This window comes from Kocuria salsicia (genome assembly GCF_039532055.1).
GTDB classification, from domain to species: Bacteria; Actinomycetota; Actinomycetes; order Actinomycetales; family Micrococcaceae; genus Kocuria; species Kocuria salsicia.
Genome location: NZ_BAAARF010000003.1, coordinates 115,481 through 132,688 on the forward strand (window position 1 = coordinate 115,481; position 17,208 = coordinate 132,688).

Sequence of the window (17,208 nt, forward strand, 5' to 3'; positions counted from 1 at the left end):
ACCGATCCGGGTGTGGGATCACACGCCGTAGTACAGCTGGAACTCCAGGGGATGGGGGACCAGGGAGAGCGGCTTGAGCTCGTTCTCGCGCTTGTACTCGATCCAGGACTCGATGAGGTCCTCGGTGAAGACGTCACCGGCGAGCAGGAACTCGTGGTCCTCCTCGAGCGCCTTCAGGGCCTCCTCGAGGGTGCCCGGGGCCTTCTTGATGTCCTTGGCCTCCTCTGGCGGAAGCTCGTAGAGGTCCTTGTCGATGGGATCCGCGGGCTCGATGCGGTTGCGGATGCCGTCCAGGCCAGCCATCAGCTGCGCGGCGAACGCCAGGTACGGGTTGCACGAGGGGTCCGGGGCGCGGAACTCCAGACGCTTGGCCTTGGGGTTCGTGCCCGTGATCGGGATGCGGATGCCCGCGGACCGGTTGCCCTGCGAGTACACCATGTTCACGGGGGCCTCGTAGCCCTTGACCAGACGACGGTAGGAGTTCACGGTCGGGTTGGTGAACGCCAGGACTGCGGAGGAGTGCTCCAGCAGGCCGCCGATGTACCAGCGCGCCACGTCCGAGAGGCCCGCGTAGCCCTTCTCGTCGTAGAACAGCGGCTCGCCACCCTTCCACAGGGACTGGTGGCAGTGCATGCCTGAGCCGTTGTCGTTGAACACGGGCTTGGGCATGAACGTGGCGGTCTTGCCGAACGCGTCCGCGGTGTTCTTGATGACGTACTTGAACTTCAGCAGGTCGTCCGCGGCTGCGGTGAGGGTGGAGAACTTGTAGTTGATCTCCGCCTGGCCGGAAGCGCCCACCTCGTGGTGGGAGCGCTCCACCTCCAGGCCGATGTCGTCCAGCGCCACGCACATGGCGTCACGCAGGTCCGCCTGCTTGTCCACGGGGGAGACGGGGAAGTAGCCCCCCTTGACCGCGGTCTTGTTGGCGAGGTTGCCGCCCTCCTCCTCGCGACCGCTGTTCCACGGTGCTTCCTCGGAGTCGATCTTGTAGAACGTGGACTGCGGCTCCACCTGGAAGCGGGCGTCGTCGAAGATGAAGAACTCGGCCTCGGAGGCGAAGTTCGCGGTGTCCGCGATGCCGGTGGAGGCGAGGTACGCCTCGGCGCGCTCGGCCACGCCGCGGGGATCGCGGTGGTAGGGCTCACCGGTGCGGGGGTTCACGATGGAGCAGGTGACCACCAAGGTCTTCTCTACGCGGAACGGGTCCACGAACGCGGACTGCGGGTCCGGGATGAGCTGCATGTCGGACTCGGCGATGCCCTGGAAGCCACGGATGGAGGAGCCGTCGAACAGCTGTCCGTCGGTGAAGAAGTCCTCGTCCACCGCCTTGGCCGGCAGGTTGAAGTGCTGCTGCACACCGGGCATGTCCGTGAAGCGGAGATCGACGAAGACGACGTTCTCGTCCTGGATGTACGACAGCACTTCTTCGGCTGATTGGAACATGGACCTGTTCTCCTTCTGTAAGGGCGTCCGATCGGCGCCGCGGCGGGTGGAGCCACCGCGAGCGTCCGGTTCTGGTGTCCAGCGTAGGAACCGGGCGTTGCCCGACGGTGTCACGGGTGTTTCGTGCGTGTAACACGCGCCACCCGCGCGGTGGGGCCCCGCCGACCGGTCAGTACCCTCCCCACTCTACCGGCGGGTGACGCTGCCGGAGGATCGGGCGGCTAGGGTTGAGGGCATGGTTTCACGGCAGGACATGGGCTCGTGGCTCGACGGCGCACCCCGCGAGGGCTCGCGGTACCCGGGTGAGCGGTGGGGGCGCCCGGAACGTGGTGCCGGCTCGATCGCACGGTTCCCCGCACGGCTGGTGGCACTAACGATCGACTGGCTGCTGGCGCTCGTGCTCGCGGGCCTGTTCCTGTCCCGCTGGAACGGCTCGGGACTGATGAACCTGGCCGTGTTCTTCGTGCTCAGCGTGCTCATGGTCGGCCTCTTCGGGCGAACCATCGGGCACTGGGTCACGGGGTTGCAGGTGCAAACGATGGACGGGCGCCCGGCAGGGTTCGGCAAGGCGCTCGTGCGCACCCTGCTGCTGTGTCTGGTGATCCCCCCGCTCGTCTCGGACGAGGACCAGCGCGGATTGCACGACCGCGCGGTCGACACCGTGCTGGTGCGCGTGCGCTGACAGCTCAGGAGGGGCGAGGCCCCACCGCCGGCGGCCGCTGCCCTGACGCCGGATTCCAACATGAGGCTCCCACGTCGGGCGTTGACATCGGGTGCGGGCACGCAAAACGGGCCGGGTCTTGTGACCCGGCCCGTTCGCCCTCGTTCTTCGCGGTCTCAGTCCGCTCAGCGGCCCCGCATGGACTTGCGGTCCGGGCGTGCCCGCATGGGGTCCACGCCCTTGGGGATGGGCAGGCGGTTCTGCAGGGTGCTCATGCGGCGGTGGACCACCTGCACCTCCTGCTTGGTGAGCTTGTTGTCGAGCCCGCGCATCGTCTTGGCGAGCCTGTTCAGAGGAACCTGGCCCTCTCCGTTGCCGGACTTGATCACGTGGATGGGCACGTTCTGGATCACGGGCCCGATCCGGCGGCGCTCCTTCTTCACGAGCTTGTCCACGCGGTTCACCGGGCCCTCCGTGATGAAGACGACCCCGGGGCGTCCCACGGCGCGGAACAGCAGGTCCTTGGACTTCGGGTCCATGGCCGCGGGCTCCTCCTCCACAATCCACCCGCGCTTGAGGGTGGACAGCGCGGCACCGGCGGCGCCGGGCTGACCCTCAATCCGGGAGAACGCCGCCCGCTCAGCACGCCGGGAGAGCAGGATCACCGCGGCCAGCACAGCGAAGGGGATGCCGATCAGCAGCCACGTGATCCAGTTGCCGAGCGCCACACCGATCAGCAGGAAGACCAGCAGCACGCCCAGGCCCAGCAGGATCATCCACCACAGGATGTTCGGCTCCTGCTCGCGGGTCATCTGGAAGACCTGCTTCATCTGCGCGAAGACGCCGGGCCCCTTGGCAGCCTTGCGTTGGCGCTTCTCCTCGCGCTTGCGGTCGCGTTCGGCGGCCTTGGCCTTGGTGGACGTGGCTGGTGACACGGTGGTTCCTCGCAGTTGCTGGTAGGGGATCGCGGTCATTCTATCCGCTGGGGGACGGGCGCGGAGATGACGACGCCGCCCGGGTCGCGGGCGGCGTCGTCATGCGAGAGCGGTGCCGGCTCAGCCCAGCCGGGCGAGCAGGCTCGAGGCCTCCTGCGTGGCGGAGCCGGAATCGTCGATGTGCGAGAGGTGCTCCGGGATCTCGCGGCCCATTTTCTTCATCGCGCGGGCCCACAGCTTGCCGGCGCGGTAGCTGGAACGGACCATCGGCCCGGCCATGACGCCCAGGAAGCCGATCTCCTCGGCGGCCTTGGAGAGCTCCACGAAGGTTTCCGGCTTCACCCAGCGGTCGATCGGGTGGAACGTGGGGCCGGGGCGCAGGTACTGGGTGAGGGTGATGATGTCGCAGCCGGCGTCGTGCAGGTCGCACAGCGCCTCGTAGACCTCGTCGTCCGTCTCGCCCATGCCGAGGATCAGGTTAGACTTCACGATCATCCCGTTGTCCTTGCCCTGGGTCAGGACGTCCAGGGAGCGCTCGTACGCGAAGGCCGGGCGGATCTGCTTGAAGATCCGCGGGACGGTCTCCAGGTTGTGCGCGAACACCTCGGGCTGGGCGTCGATGACCTGCTGCAGGGCGTCGGGCTGGCCCTTGAAGTCGGGAATGAGGATCTCCACGCCGGTGCTGGGGTTCATGGCGTGGATCGCACGGATGGTCTCTGCATTCAGCCAGGCGCCGCCGTCCGAGAGGTCGTCACGCGCCACTGAAGTCACGGTGGCGTAGCGCAGACCCAGGTCCCGCACGGACTCCGCGACCTTCCGGGGCTCCTGCACGTCCACCATGCCGGGCTTGCCCGTTGCGATGTCGCAGAAGTCGCAGCGCCGCGTGCAGGTGTCCCCGCCGATGAGGAACGTGGCCTCCCGGTCCTCCCAGCACTCGTAGATGTTGGGGCACCCGGCCTCCTCGCACACCGTGTGGAGTCCGCGGCCGCGTGCCATGGACTTCAGCTCCGTGAACTGGGGGCCCATCTTCGCGGTGTTCTTCAGCCAGGACGGCTTCTTCTCGATGGGGACCTCTGCATTGCGTGCCTCCACGCGCAGCAGCTTGCGGCCTTCGGGGGCGATGGTCATGGGTTCTCCTCGCTGGTGACGCTGGCGTGGCCCGTGCCCACCCGGTGCGGTGGTGGGGGCCGTTGTCGAGAGTGGTTGACGACTGGGGCGTGTCAGGACGCGGGGATGGCGTCCGGGGCGGCAGTGGTCTCCCTTGCGGCGGTGGGGACGTACTCGTGCCGCAGCATGGGTGCTGGTGCGGGGGTGGGTGGTTCGAAGGGTACGCACAAATCTGCCTCGCGGGCCGCGAGCTCCTGCTCCATACGCGCGACAACGTCCACGGGGTCGATCCGATTCCCGGTCTCCGCACTGAGAGAGGTGACGCCCGCATCCGTGATGCCGCACGGGATGATCTTGCCGAACGGACGGAGGTCGTTGGAGCAGTTCAGGGCAAAACCGTGCATGGTGGCGCGCTTGGAGACTTGGACGCCGATGGCGGAGATCTTGCGGTCCGGTCCGCGCTCGTCCGCGAGCACCCACGCGCCGGAACGGCCGGCGACGGTGGTGGCGGGCACCCCGAAGTCCCGCACGACGGCCACGATCACCTCTTCGAGGACCCGCACGAAACGCACGACGTCCAGGGGGATCGGCAGACGCACGATGGGGTAGCCCACGAGCATGCCTGGGCCGTGGTAGGTGAGTTTGCCGCCGCGGCCGATGGGCACCACCTCGGTGCCGTCCCACGGATACTCGTGCTTCTCGGTCCTGCGCCCGGCCGTGTAGACGGGATCGTGCTCGACCATCAGCACGGTGTTGCCGCGCGTTCCGGCCACGACCTCCCGGTGGACCTCACGCTGCAAGTCCAGGCACTCGCGGTAGTTCACCAGGTTCGGTGCCAAGCCGACGCGTTCGAAGTGCAGAGCCATTCGGACAGCTTATCCCTTCTCCCCAGCCTGTGGATAACGTGCGCGGAGACGGTTTCCGACGGGCACAGTGGGGTCATGAGCGAACATCGTGCCCACGGCCGGACCCGTCACGCCGGGCAGGGTCCGGGCCACGTCGAGGACACGGCAGGCGGGTCCACCGGGCGTCACCGAACCACGGAGGAACGGGTGAGGGCGGCCCGAAGGACACCTTCGGCCGCGGAGCCACTGGATCACGGGGGAGTCGTGCCACCCGCTCTCGAGCCGGTCTCTCCTGATGCTGCAGCACCCGCTGCTGCATCGCTCGTTTCTGGCCCGTCTGCGGACCTGCCGCCAGGTCCGGTCGACGGCGGGCGCACCGTTGACCGGCATGCACCCGGGGGCACCAGCGGAGCCGCCACCGCGGGTGGCGACGTGGTCGGCCGAGGTCCATCGCTTGCGGTGGAGCGCCGTGCGGCCCAGGGGGAGGGGCTGGAACTCGTCGAGCGGCTCGCGGAGGGCGGCGGCACCCGCACCTGGCTCGCCCGGGAGCAGTCCACCCGCGAGGGGTTCACCGTGACGTTCGCCGTGTCCGAGGACCCTGAACGACGCCGCCCGGTCGAGGCTGACTTCGCGGCGCTCGTCGACGCCTGGGCGCAGGAGACCCATCCCGCCCTGGTGGGCGTCCGGGCGGTGATCGCGGACGGGACGATCCACAGGAACGCCGCAGCTCCGGCTGGTGGCTCGCCCCGCGGGGACGGAGTGGACCGGGGCGCCCTCGTGGCTGAGCACGTGAAGGCTCGACCCCTCGCCGAGATCATGGGCGAGCAGGGCCGAGTGGCACCGGAGACTCTGCTGCCGGTTCTCGCGGATGCCGCCCGGGGGCTGTCACGGCTGCACGAGCGCGGGTGGGTGCACGGCGCGCTGAGTGCGCGGCATGTGCTCGTGACTCCCGACGGCAGGGCGCTGCTGGACGGCTACGGCGTTCGTGCCGGTGCCCGCCCCGGGCCTCCGGCATGGGGGCAGGCCCAGGACACGGACGCCCGCCAGGAGCTTGCGGACCGGGCCGTGGGCTTGGGCCGGGCCCACCACCACATGGACGAGGCGGGCCCGGTGGCAGCGGGTTCCTCCACCGAGGTGAGCGCGGCTCAGGACGTCCACGACCTTGCCGTCACAGGGTGGCTCGCACTCACCGGACGCTACCCGGGCCCGGATGCGCACCGGGTGCCACTGAGCCTCATGTGTCCCAACGCGCCGCGTCACCTGGTGCTGATGCTCGAGGGCGCACTGTGCGACGACCCCGCGCAGCGGCCCTCCGCCCACGAGCTCGCCACCGGATTCGACACACCTGTCCGGAAGCCGTCGCCCGCGCGTCGCCCGCCCGAGCGCATGACACCCGAGGTGATCAGGGCCGACGGGACGGTGCTGCGGCCGCGCCGTCGCCCGTTCGCCGCTGCCGCGCTCCGACTCGGCGGACGCAGCGAACGGTCCCAGGGCAGAGGGGGAGAACGTGCGCGGACGGTGGGGCAGGCCACCGCCGGGACTGCCGCCACGGACGGAGAGAGCCACGGTCCACGTCGCGTCCTTGCGATCACGGCGGCCGTCCTCGCTGCCGCAGCGATCGTCTGGGTGCTCGCGAACTGGCCCGACGGCGACGTCGTGGCCGGAACCGGAGCCACGGCGTCGCCCGCGGCTCCCGAGGACGCACGCAGCCCCGATGAGGCGCGCGGCTTCGAGGTGAGCGCCAACCCGTCCGGAACCAGCGGAGCCGGGGGAAACACCGATGAATCCGCGTCGCGGGATGCTGGGGGGACCGGCGGCGGGTCACCTCGCCAGGTGGCACCCTCGGCGTCCGGGGGATCGTCCGCGGGTACGGGAACGGCTCCGGGAGAGAGCATGCAGGACAAGGACCGGGAGGCTCGCGGGGCCGTGGGAGACCTCGTGGCCCGGAGGGCGGCCGCGCTCGCGGCCGGTGACGAGGCCGCCGCGGAGGCGGTGTACGTCCCGCGGTCCGGTCTTGCGGCCCGTGACAAGGACCTGATACGTCGAGCGGCTGCGCGGGGCGGGGCGGATGCCGGCACGACAGAGCTCTCAGAACTCCGGATGGAGGTCGTCTCACTTGCCGAGCAGAAGCCGGACACGGCGGCGCGCCTCTCACCCGCCGACGCTGCCCGCACGAGGACCTACAACGCCGAGGTGGTCACCCGGGGCTGGCGTGGCACACTGCCCACGGGATCCGCCGTGACAGGGGACGGGGACCTGGCCAGGCAACGGCTGCGCATCACCATCACGGCGACAGCGCAGGGCTGGCGTCTCGCGGACGTCACCCCGCTCACCGCGCCGGGGTGACCGGCCACGACCGGGGGCGAGCCGAACCGCTGCCACGGACGGCGGCGTGCGGAGGCCGACGACACGGGGACGAGGGGCGGGTGCGTCGACCAGTGGGGGAACGGCGGCGGCACGAGCTGAAGGGACGTCGATCAGTGGTGGGCGGCCTACGGCACCGTCCGCGGGAACTTGGACGAAAGGGCAAGAAACGCCGAACGCCCGGGTGAGGGCACCCGGGCGTTCGTCAGCTGTCAGCGGCTCACCAGAAGACGGCCACCGCCGCGTTGATGAGGGCCATGCCGCCCACCGCGTGGGCGAGTCCGGTGGACACCGGCTCGCCCCGCTGGGTCTTGCGCATGCCGATGAACGCGGCGACTAGCACCACCAGGAGGATGACGAACTTCACGCCGATCTTGGCGAAGTTGAGGCTGTCGTGGCCGCCGCTCATCTCACGGATACCCACCATGACGAGGCCCGTGACGAGCATCAGCACAGCGGCCCAGAACTGGCTGACCGTGACGGTGGGAGTCTTCATGGTGTAGATCCAGGTGCCGACTATGACGGCCACACCCACGATGTGAAGGAAGAGCATGAGGCTGAGAAGAAAGGTCATGCTTCGAGGGTAACCGAGTGTCGCCTGAACCATTGACACCTGCCGGGGCGTGGGGGTAGGCAAACACACTCGAGAACGACAGCGGGCCCGGACCACCGGGTGCACACGGCACGCGACAGCCCGGGCCCGCGGGCACCGGGATGGCGGTGAGGTCGAGGACCCCGTCCTCACCGCCGAGCGGTCAGGCTCAGAGACCCACCTCGGACTCGAACTGACCGGCCTCGAGGCGCTTCTTGAGGGTGCTCAAGAAGCGGCCGGCGTCCGCGCCGTCCACGAGCCGGTGGTCGTAGGTCAGGGACAGGTAGCACATGTGACGGATGGCGATGGTGTCGTTGCCGTCCGCGTCCGCGATGACCATGGGCCGCTTCACGATCGAGCCCGTGCCCAGGATGCCGACCTGGGGCTGGTTGATGATCGGCGTGTCGAACAGCGCGCCGAAGGACCCGATGTTCGTGATCGTGAACGTCCCACCGGTCAGGGCATCCGGCGAGATGCTGCCGTCCTTGGCGGCGCCACCGAGCTCGGCGATCTGCTTGGCGAGACCGCCGAGGTTCAGATCGCCGGCGTTCTTGACCACCGGCACGAGGAGTCCGCGCGGGGTGTCCACGGCGATGGCGATGTCCTCGGAGGAGTTGTAGACGATCTCCTTGGAGTCTTCCTTGAACATCGCGTTCAGCACGGGGTGCGCCTGCAGGGCTTCGGCCACGGCCTTCGCGAAGAAGGGCATGAAGGTGAGCTTGGCGCCCTCGCGCTTCTGGAACTGGTCCTTGACCTTCTGCCGCAGCTGCGCGACACGGGTCATGTCCACCTCGGTGACCTGCGTGAGCTGCGCCGAGACCTCGAGGGACTCGCGCATCCGCTTGGCAATGGTCATGCGGATGCGCGGGGCCTTCTCGGTGGTGCCGCGCTTGGGGTCGGCCGCCGGGGCAGCGGCCGGAGCAGCCTTGCCGGAACTCTGCGTGGACACAGCCGGGGACATGTCCGCTCCGGTATCCGTGGTGGCGGGCGCCACGGACTTCTCGGCCTTCTCCGCGGCGGACAGGACGTCCTGCTTGCGGATGCGGCCCCCCACGCCGGTGCCGGAGATCGTGGAGAGATCCACGTTCTTCTCGCGGGCCAGCTTGCGCACGAGCGGCGTCACGTACCCGGGCACATCCTTGCCCGCGGACGGGGCGGACTCGGCCGGCTTCGACGGCGTCTTCTCCGACTCGGACTCAGCCGTGGGCGCCTGAGAAGTCTTCGCCTCGGCGGCCTGTTCGGTGTTCTCTCCGGAGTCGGCGGTGGTTGCGGCGTCCTCGATTGCTTCGGCCTTGGTCTCTCCGGACTGGTCGGAGGAGCCGTTGTCCGAAGAGCCGTTGTCGGAGTCGGAGGACCCGGCGGTGGACTCGTCGCCGACGATCGCCAGCACCTGGCCGACCTCGGCGTCCTCGTCCTCCTGGACCTTGATCTCCAGCAGGGTGCCGGCCACGGGGGAGGGGACCTCGGTGTCGACCTTGTCGGTGGAGACCTCAAGCAGGGGCTCATCGACCTCGATGGTTTCGCCGACCTGCTTGAGCCAGCGGGTCACGGTGCCCTCGGTCACGGACTCGCCGAGTGCGGGAAGGGTGACCTCCACCGAGTTGCCCGAGGCCTGCTTCGTGTCAGCCTTGGGCGCCTGCTCGGGCTCGCTCTTCTGCTCGGCGGGCTCCCCGGAAGCCTTCGCCGGGGCGTCGTCCTGCGTGGCGGCGTCGTCGGAACCGGAGTCGCCGGAACCGGAGCCGTCGCCGATGACGACCAACGCACCACCGACCTCGACGTCCTCGTCCTCCTCGACCAGGATCTTCTCGATCACACCGGCCACGGGGGAGGGGACCTCGGTGTCGACCTTGTCCGTTGAGACCTCCAGCAGGGGCTCGTCCACGGCCACTTCGTCGCCCACCTGCTTCAGCCAGCGGGTCACGGTACCTTCGGTGACAGACTCGCCCAGTGCGGGCAGGTTCACGGTTTCAGACATTGTTTCGTCCGTCCCTCTCTCAAGATTCGAAAAGTGTGCGGGGGGCCTGGGTGCGGGCCCCCGCGGAGTTGGGAACCGGGCGCCAGCCCGAGGGTGGGCACCCGGTTCCAGTGGATCAGCCGTGCAACGGGATACCGGCCAGTGCCATGGCCGCCTCACCGATGGCCTCATTCTGTGTGGGGTGGGCGTGGACGAACGCCGCCACGTCCTCCGGGTAGGCCTCCCAGTTCACCATGAGCTGGCCCTCGCCGATCTGCTCGCTGATGCGGGTGCCGATCGCGTGGAAGCCGACGATGGGGCCGTCCTTCTCGCGCACCAGCTTGATGAAGCCGCCGGTGCCGAGAATCGAGCTCTTGCCGTTGCCTGCCAGGTTGTACTCGAAGGTCTCCACGTTGTCCTTGCCGAACTTCTCCTCGGCCTTGGGCTGCGAGTAGCCCACGGACGCGATCTCCGGCTCCGTGAAGGTGACCTTGGGGACGTTGATGTCCGGGACGACCACGGGGTTCAGCCCGGCGATCTCCTCGGCCACGAAGCGGCCCTGCTGGTAGCCGCGGTGTGCCAGCTGCACGCCGGGGACGATGTCGCCGATCGCATAGATGCTGCCCACGCCCGTGTGCAGCCGCTCGTTCGGGGTCACGAAACCGCGGTCCATGGGGATGCCCTGCTCCTCGAAGCCCATGTCCGCGGTGTTGGGGCCGCGGCCCACGGCCACGAGCACGACGTCGGCCTCGAACTCCTTGCCATCCGCGAGGGTGACCTTGGCGCCGTCGTCGTTCTGCTCGACCTTCTCGAAGAACGTGCCGAGGTTGTACTTGATGCCGCGCTTCTTGAACTCGCGCTCGAGCGTCTTGATGATGGCGGGGTCCTCGTTGGCGACGAGGTGGGGCAGGCCCTCGATCACGGTGACGTCCACGCCGAAGGAACGCCACATGGAGGCGAACTCGCAGCCGATGACGCCGCCGCCCAGAACGATCGCGGACTTGGGCACGAAGTCGATCTCCAGGGCCTCCGTGGAGGTCATCACGCGGCCCCCGATCTCGATGCCGAGGGTCTTGGAGACCGAGCCGGTGGCCAGGATGATGTGCTTGCCGGTGTAGGTGGTGCCGTCCACGTCGATCGTGTTGGGCCCGGTGAGCTTGCCGTTGCCAGCGATGACGTCCACCTTGCGCATCTTCATGAGCCCGGTCAGACCCTTGTACTTGCCCTGCACGATCTTGTTCTTGTAATCGCGCACCGCACCCATGTCGATGGACTCGAGGGTGGCCTTGATGCCGTACTTCTCGGACTCCCGGGCGCCCTCGGCCAGCTCAGCCGAGTGCAGGTACGCCTTCGTGGGGATGCAGCCCCAATGCAGGCACGTGCCGCCGAGCTTCTCCTTCTCGACCAGAGCCACGCTGTAGCCCAACTGGACTGCGCGCAGTGCTGCGGAGTATCCGGCGGATCCTCCGCCCAGGACCAGGATGTCGTATTGGTTGTCGGCCACGTTGGCTCCTCGGGGTTCGAGTGCTTGGTTAGGGTGCCCGCCCGAGGCCCGATCCGGGGTCTGTGAAGGGCGGTCACGGTTGGGGTCCAGCCTAACGCCACGCCCGGGGGCCCACCATGTATTGCGTGCCGGTGGGCCCCCGCTGCGTGGCGTGTCCGCGATGGGCAGAAGCCTACTCGGCGTGCTCCCGCGCAATCGCCAACAGGGTTCGGACGCCGAAGCCTGTCCCCTCCTTGGGTGTGTAGCCCCACGGCTGGGACTCGTTGAACGACGGCCCGGCGATGTCGATGTGGGCCCAGGGGATCCTGCGCCCGCGGTGCTCCGGGACGAACTCCCGCAAAAACAGCCCGGCCACGAGCATCCCGCCGTGCTTGTCACCGATGTTCTTCAGGTCCGCGACGAATGAGTCGAGCGAGGGCCGCAGGTGCTCGGGCAGCGGCATGGGCCACGCCGGCTCGCCCGCACGGGTGGCGGCCCGCACGGCGAGGTCGCGGGCGGCGTCGTCGCCCATCACGCCGGCGGTGCGGACACCGAGGGCTGCCATCTGCGCGCCGGTCAGGGTGGCGATGTCCACGATGGCGTCCGGGTGCTCCTGCCCGGCGGCCCACAGGCCGTCGGCGAGGACGAGACGGCCCTCGGCGTCCGTGTTCAGCACCTCGACGGTGTGCCCGCTGTGCATGGTGAGAACATCGCCGGGGCGGGTCGCGGAGCCCGAGGGCAGGTTCTCGGCGAGGCACAGCCAGCCGGTCACGGCCACGGGAAGCTCCAGTGCGGCCGCGGCGAGGACTGTGCTCAGCACGGCGGCCGCGCCGGCCATGTCCGACTTCATCGTCATCATGGAGGCCGGGGGCTTCAGGGAGAGGCCGCCGGAGTCGAACGTGATGCCCTTGCCCACGAGCGCCACGTGCTTCTTGGCGCGGGACGGGGCCCAGTGCACCTTCACCAGGCGCGGTCCGTTGACCGAGCCGGCACCCACGCCGAGCAGGCCGCCGTAGTTGCCGCGGGTGAGCTCCTTCTCCGCGAGGACCTCCACCGAGACCTTCGTGCCCTTCGCAGCGGTGCGGGCCACGTCCGCCACGAACTCGGGGGTCGCGGTGTCCGGGGAGAGGTCCACGAGCGTGCGGGCCAGGCGCACGGCTCGCGCCACGTGCGCCGCGCGCTGGAGGGTGGGCCCGGCATCCTTGCCGAGGTTCTTGGCAACCGCCACGGCGGCGGAGGCCAGCGGTGCGTCGTCGTCGGAGAGGGTCCGGGACTTCTGAGCGGTGTAGTGGAACGCGCCGAGCGCGACGCCCTCGGCGACGGCCTGGGCGTCCTCGGCGCCGGTCACGGGCAGCGCGACGGTCGCGGACGCTGCCCGCCCCTGGAGGGCACGGGTGGCGGCACCGGCGGCGCGGCGCAGGTTCTCGCGGCGCTCGTCCGCCTCACCGCGGCCGAGTCCCACGAAGAGGACGTCGCCCGCGCGGACGTCGTCGGGTGCGGGCACCACGACGACGCTCTCGAGGCTGCCGCGCGCACCGGCGCGCTCGGCGAGCTCGTTCAGACGACGGCGCAGGCCCCCCTTGACGTCGCCCGGAACCGCGACGGCGCCGTCATGGGAGACGCCGAGGACCAGTGCGTCCGCGGGGGCGTCCCCGAGGGGCTTGGTGGTGACGGTGAGCTGCACCTCGTGGGTGGCGAGGATCTCCTGCGGTGTGGTCACTGTGGCGTCCTTTCACGGATGTCCTGGAAACGGGGCCGGGCCGCACGGGTGGTGCGACGGCCCCGGGCGCGGTGCGCCCACGTGTGACCGATCCTAACGACCCGCGGTGACGCGCACCGGGGAATAGGCGGTGCCCGGGATCGCGTTGTACCACCACGAGCCGGTTTCGGCCCCGTTTCCGGGGCGCACGGCGCACGAGCCCACAAGGAGGAGATGTGCTGGATCCCACGGCCCTGTACCTGGGCAATCCCGCGTTGCTGAGCGATGAGAGGCTGCGCGGCCTGCCCCTGATCGTCGCGCTGTCCGGGTACGTGGAGGCGGGTCATCTTGCCGGACAGATCGAGGCCGTCGTCCTCGACTCCATGCCCAGCGAGACCGTCGTCCGCTTCGACCTGGATCAGCTCTACGACTACCGCTCCCGGCGGCCCCGCGTCACGTTTGCCGAGGACCACTTCGAGGACTGGGAAGCTCCGGAACTGAACCTCCACGTGGTCACGGACGGGCTGGACCGCCACTTCCTGCTGCTCACCGGCCCCGAGCCGGACACCCAGTGGGAGCGCTTTGCGGCCGCCGTGGTGGGACTCGCGCAACGGTTGCGCGTGAGCCTGGTGGCGCTGGTGAGTGGGATCCCCATGCCGGTTCCCCACACGCGGCCCGTGCTGGTCTCAGCGCACGGGCCCCGCGCGGATCTGCTGCCCCGCACGGACGGCAGCAAGCCCACCTTCGAGATCAGCGCGTCCGCGTCCCACCTGCTCGAGCTGCGGCTGCAGGAGGGCGGGATCGACCACGTGGGACTGTCCGTTCATGTCCCCCAGTACCTCGCGGAGTCCTACCTCCCGCAGGCGGCGGTCGCGGCCCTGGAGTACCTCAGCGCCGTCACCGGTCGCACGCTGCCCACGGATGAGCTGCGCGAGGCCTCCCGGGACGTGGTTCGCCAGATCGACGAGCAGGCGGGCTCCTCCCCTGAGGTCCAGGCCGTGATCGAGAACATGGAACGGCGATACGATGACGTGGTGGACGCGTCCGCCCGCCGCTCAATCCTCGCCGGGCCCGACGACGCCGACCTCCCCGATGCCGACGACCTCGGTGCCGCCGCAGAGGCGTTCCTGGCCGGTCGCAGCGACCCGGAGGACCACCAGCAGTAGAGGACCCGTGGCCCACGTGCGCGGGTCGCCGTGAACCAGCCCGCGGAGGCCCTCCCCTCATGTCCGACGCAGCAACACCCCCACCGTCCACGTACAAGGATTCGACCACCGCGTGGTTGATCCTGGCGATGGGGGTGTTCGCTTACTTCTCCGCCGTGGCGCAGCGCACAAGCTTCGGCGTGGCCACCGTGGAGGCGGCGGACCGCTTCCAGACCGCGGCCTCCGGGCTGTCGATGTTCTCCATGATGCAGGTGCTGGTCTACGCCGTGCTGCAGGTTCCCGTGGGGGTGCTCGTGGACCGCTACGGCCCGCGCATCCTGATCACCGTGGGAGCGGTGTCCATGGCCGCGGGCCAGCTGCAGCTCGCGGCGGCGCAGTCCGTGACCGGCGGCGTGGTGGGGCGCATCCTGGTGGGTGCCGGCGACGCCGCCACGTTCGTGTGCGTGATGCGGCTGCTTCCCGTGTGGTTCTCCGCGCTGAAGGTGCCGATGCTCACCCAGGTGGTGGGGATGACCGGCAACCTGGGGCAGCTCTTCTCAGTGATCCCGTTCGCCGTGCTGCTGCATGCCACCGGATGGGTGCCGTCCCTCGTGACGATGGCGGGCATGTGCGTGCTCGCGGCGGTGCTCTCCGGTCTCGTGCTGCGCAACAACCCGCCGGGGGTGCGGGTCCTCAACGACAGCATCTCCTTCGCCTCTGTCCGCGCCTCCATGAGCCAGTCCCTGCGCGAGCCGGGCACCCAGCTGGGGTTCTGGGTGCACTTCACCGTGCAGTTCGTGGGCAACACGTTCGCCCTGATGTGGGCCTACCCCTACCTGCAGAACGCCCAGGGTCTCGATCCCACGCAGGCGTCGTTCGTGATGACGGTCTACGTGGTCTTCAACGTGGTCGTGGCACCGTTCGTGGGCAAGCTGAGTGCACGGTTCGCCCGACGCCGCTCCCGCCTGGTGCTCTCGTTCTGCGTGATGGCATGGTCAGGATGGGCGATCCTGCTGCTGTGGCCGGGCCACGCGCCCCTGGCCGTGGTGTACGTGTGCGTGTGCATGATTGCGCTGTCCCTGCCGGCCTCGATGATCGCGTTCGACATCGTGCGCGCCTTCAACCCGCCGCAGCGCGGCGGCACGGCCACCGGTCTCGCGAACGTGGGCGGCTTCGCGGCGTCCCTGCTCGCCATCTACGTGACGGGCCTCGTGCTGGACCTGCTTCACGGAGCCGGGCTCTCACCCAGCCTGTACGACGGCGAGGCGTTCCGTCCGGCGATCGCGGCCCAGGGCCTCGTGGCACTTGTGGGCACCGTGGCCATTCTGCGCTGCACCCACAAGGTGCGCCGGGCACACGGGGCCGACGCGGTCTGACGCGACCCCGGGGCCGCACGGTGGGCGGCCTGCACAGGCGACGGGGCTGCGCGGCGGCGTCGTGGCTCGTCCCGAGGTGACGGTGGCTAACGCGTTTCCTGGGCGCGGTGTGTCGAGTCTGGTCCCATGACCCTGACCCACGAAGACCACGGACCCGTGGTCCGCATCCGCCACCCCGAGGATCTCCTCGCCCTGATTCCGCACCAGCTGGGGTACAGACCGCGTGACGCGTGCGTCCTCGTCGTTCCCGGTGGAGACAGTGGCGTGCTCCTGCTGACGATGGCACGTCCCCCGGTGGACGTCCCTCCGGAGGGGGTGAGCCGCGAGGTGTCCAAGGCCCTGGAGCACCTGCCCGGTGCCGCTGACGTGATCGTCGTCGTCTACCGGGAGGCCATACCCGAGAGCACCGCGTCCGAGCTGGTCGCGCTCACTCAGCAGTGGGAGGAGATCGCCGGGGCAGTGGGGGTGGAGCTGCTCACCGTGCTCCTGGTGACGCCCCGGTTCTGGTGGAACCCGGTCCAGCCGCACGTGGCCCGCCCCATCACGCTGGTCGAGGACAGCCCGGTCAACGCGCAGCTCGTCGCGCTGGGCAGTGCCCTGGAACCGCCGGCACCGGGGGAGGATCCACGATGGCAGAAAGCGTTGCGGGAGAAGGCGGGGGAACTCGCCGGGCCCGGACGCGTCGCGACTGCGCACGCGGCGACCAGCGGCCAGGAGGCCCGGTGCGCGACAACCGGGGGCGATCCCTGCCCGGGAGTGGATGCGGCACCTCGTGGTGCTCGGTTCGGTGACAGACCACGATCCAGTGGCACGCCAGGTTCCGGTGCCGCGTCGTCGCCCTCGCCCACGTCGCTCGCCGCGTGGGACCGCACGCTGCGGCGCGTGCAACGGCGTCGGCAGGACTGGGTGGCTGCGGTGCTCGAGACACCCGCCGCAGACCTGCGGGACATGCTGGACGGCCTGCGGGACGAGGCCGCGCGCACGTGCCTCTTCTATGCGTGGCTGTGCGGGGACCGTGTACGTGCGGAGGCCGCGTGGCTCGCTCTGCGCCCCGCCATCGCCAGGGTGCGAGGCGGAGCTGGCGGGTCCGAGCCGGATGCAGAGGCGGTCGACGAGGCGCTGCGGTGCGTGGTCGCCGTGGCCGGGGAGTGGGAGGGCCCACCGCACTGGGAGTCGATCGAGGTGGCACACCGCATCCTCCAGGTGCTGGACGGAATCGCCCACGCGCGGGTGGGCGGGGGCGGTTGCGCGCCGGCGGGCGGGGTGCTCACGGCGGAGACCGCGGACACGGTGGTGGCCGCCCTGGCCCAGCTGGAGTTCTTCCGGGGACGGGCGCACACCGCCGCGCGCCTGCTTGTCCGCTGCACCGCGGACGCGGAGTCTGCCGTGCAGCGGCCCGGCGGGGCGGTTGCGGAGGTGCGCGGGCGGCTCCAGCGCCTGGGTACGCCATGGTGGTGCACGGACCCCCGGACGGGCTGGCCGGGGAGGAGCTGGTGGGTGCGGCAGACGGCGGGCTGAGTCCCGCGGTGAAAAAAGATTCCCACCCTGGGAACAATCCCAGGGTGGGCGGCGTTACCGCCTGTAGGACCCTCAGAGTCCCGGCG

At 69.8% G+C, this 17,208-nt stretch carries 13 protein-coding genes; 5 read left to right on the top strand and 8 right to left on the bottom strand.

What is annotated here, in order from left to right; translation table 11 throughout:
• Positions 1–18: 18 nt before the first annotated feature.
• On the bottom strand, positions 19–1,443 hold the full coding sequence (gene glnA, locus ABD264_RS00610; protein ID WP_144942807.1) for a type I glutamate--ammonia ligase: 1,425 nt from the start codon (positions 1,441–1,443) through the stop codon (positions 19–21).
• A gap of 235 nt (positions 1,444–1,678) precedes the next feature.
• Here glnA and ABD264_RS00615 point away from each other — a divergent pair, with 235 nt between their 5' ends.
• Complete coding sequence (locus tag ABD264_RS00615; RefSeq protein ID WP_144942808.1) at positions 1,679–2,125, top strand: RDD family protein; 447 nt, start codon at positions 1,679–1,681, stop codon at positions 2,123–2,125.
• 164 nt (positions 2,126–2,289) lie between these two features.
• Here ABD264_RS00615 and ABD264_RS00620 read toward each other — a convergent pair whose 3' ends face one another.
• The 3 genes from ABD264_RS00620 to lipB form a co-directional block, all read right to left on the bottom strand.
• A complete protein-coding gene (locus ABD264_RS00620) occupies positions 2,290–3,039 on the bottom strand; it encodes a DUF4191 domain-containing protein (RefSeq protein ID WP_144942809.1) in 750 nt (249 codons plus the stop codon).
• Between the two features lie 120 nt (positions 3,040–3,159).
• Entirely contained in the window at positions 3,160–4,167 is a 1,008-nt protein-coding gene (gene lipA, locus ABD264_RS00625) for a lipoyl synthase (RefSeq protein WP_303105534.1), read from the bottom strand.
• 92 nt (positions 4,168–4,259) lie between these two features.
• A complete protein-coding gene (gene lipB, locus ABD264_RS00630) occupies positions 4,260–5,012 on the bottom strand; it encodes a lipoyl(octanoyl) transferase LipB (protein WP_144942811.1) in 753 nt (250 codons plus the stop codon).
• Positions 5,013–5,450: 438 nt separating this feature from the next.
• Between lipB and ABD264_RS00635 the strand changes: the two genes are divergently transcribed.
• The gene (locus ABD264_RS00635; RefSeq protein ID WP_344203529.1) at positions 5,451–7,337 is read left to right on the top strand and encodes a serine/threonine-protein kinase; all 1,887 of its coding nucleotides are present in this window, start codon (positions 5,451–5,453) and stop codon (positions 7,335–7,337) included.
• Between the two features lie 238 nt (positions 7,338–7,575).
• On the opposite strand, the gene ABD264_RS00640 is transcribed toward ABD264_RS00635, so the two are convergent.
• From ABD264_RS00640 to ABD264_RS00655, 4 genes are all read right to left on the bottom strand, one after another.
• The gene (locus ABD264_RS00640; protein ID WP_144942813.1) at positions 7,576–7,929 is read right to left on the bottom strand and encodes a hypothetical protein; all 354 of its coding nucleotides are present in this window, start codon (positions 7,927–7,929) and stop codon (positions 7,576–7,578) included.
• A gap of 187 nt (positions 7,930–8,116) precedes the next feature.
• Entirely contained in the window at positions 8,117–9,922 is a 1,806-nt protein-coding gene (gene sucB / locus ABD264_RS00645) for a 2-oxoglutarate dehydrogenase, E2 component, dihydrolipoamide succinyltransferase (RefSeq protein WP_344203534.1), read from the bottom strand.
• Positions 9,923–10,037: 115 nt separating this feature from the next.
• Positions 10,038–11,405 carry a dihydrolipoyl dehydrogenase gene (gene lpdA / locus ABD264_RS00650; RefSeq protein WP_144942815.1) on the bottom strand — a complete coding sequence of 456 codons (1,368 nt, stop codon included), beginning with the start codon at positions 11,403–11,405 and terminating at the stop codon, positions 10,038–10,040.
• A 172-nt stretch (positions 11,406–11,577) separates the two neighbouring features.
• Positions 11,578–13,104 (bottom strand): leucyl aminopeptidase, encoded by a 1,527-nt coding sequence (locus tag ABD264_RS00655; RefSeq protein ID WP_344203537.1) that lies wholly within the window; start codon positions 13,102–13,104, stop codon positions 11,578–11,580.
• 215 nt (positions 13,105–13,319) lie between these two features.
• On the opposite strand from ABD264_RS00655, the gene ABD264_RS00660 reads away from it, so the two are divergent.
• From ABD264_RS00660 to ABD264_RS00670, 3 genes are all read left to right on the top strand, one after another.
• A complete protein-coding gene (locus ABD264_RS00660; protein WP_144942817.1) occupies positions 13,320–14,249 on the top strand; it encodes a proteasome assembly chaperone family protein in 930 nt (309 codons plus the stop codon).
• Between the two features lie 59 nt (positions 14,250–14,308).
• Complete coding sequence (locus ABD264_RS00665; protein ID WP_303105523.1) at positions 14,309–15,604, top strand: MFS transporter; 1,296 nt, start codon at positions 14,309–14,311, stop codon at positions 15,602–15,604.
• 126 nt (positions 15,605–15,730) lie between these two features.
• Positions 15,731–17,122, top strand: a complete 1,392-nt coding sequence (locus ABD264_RS00670) for a DUF4192 family protein (protein WP_145010849.1) — start codon at positions 15,731–15,733, stop codon at positions 17,120–17,122.
• Positions 17,123–17,208: the final 86 nt, after the last annotated feature.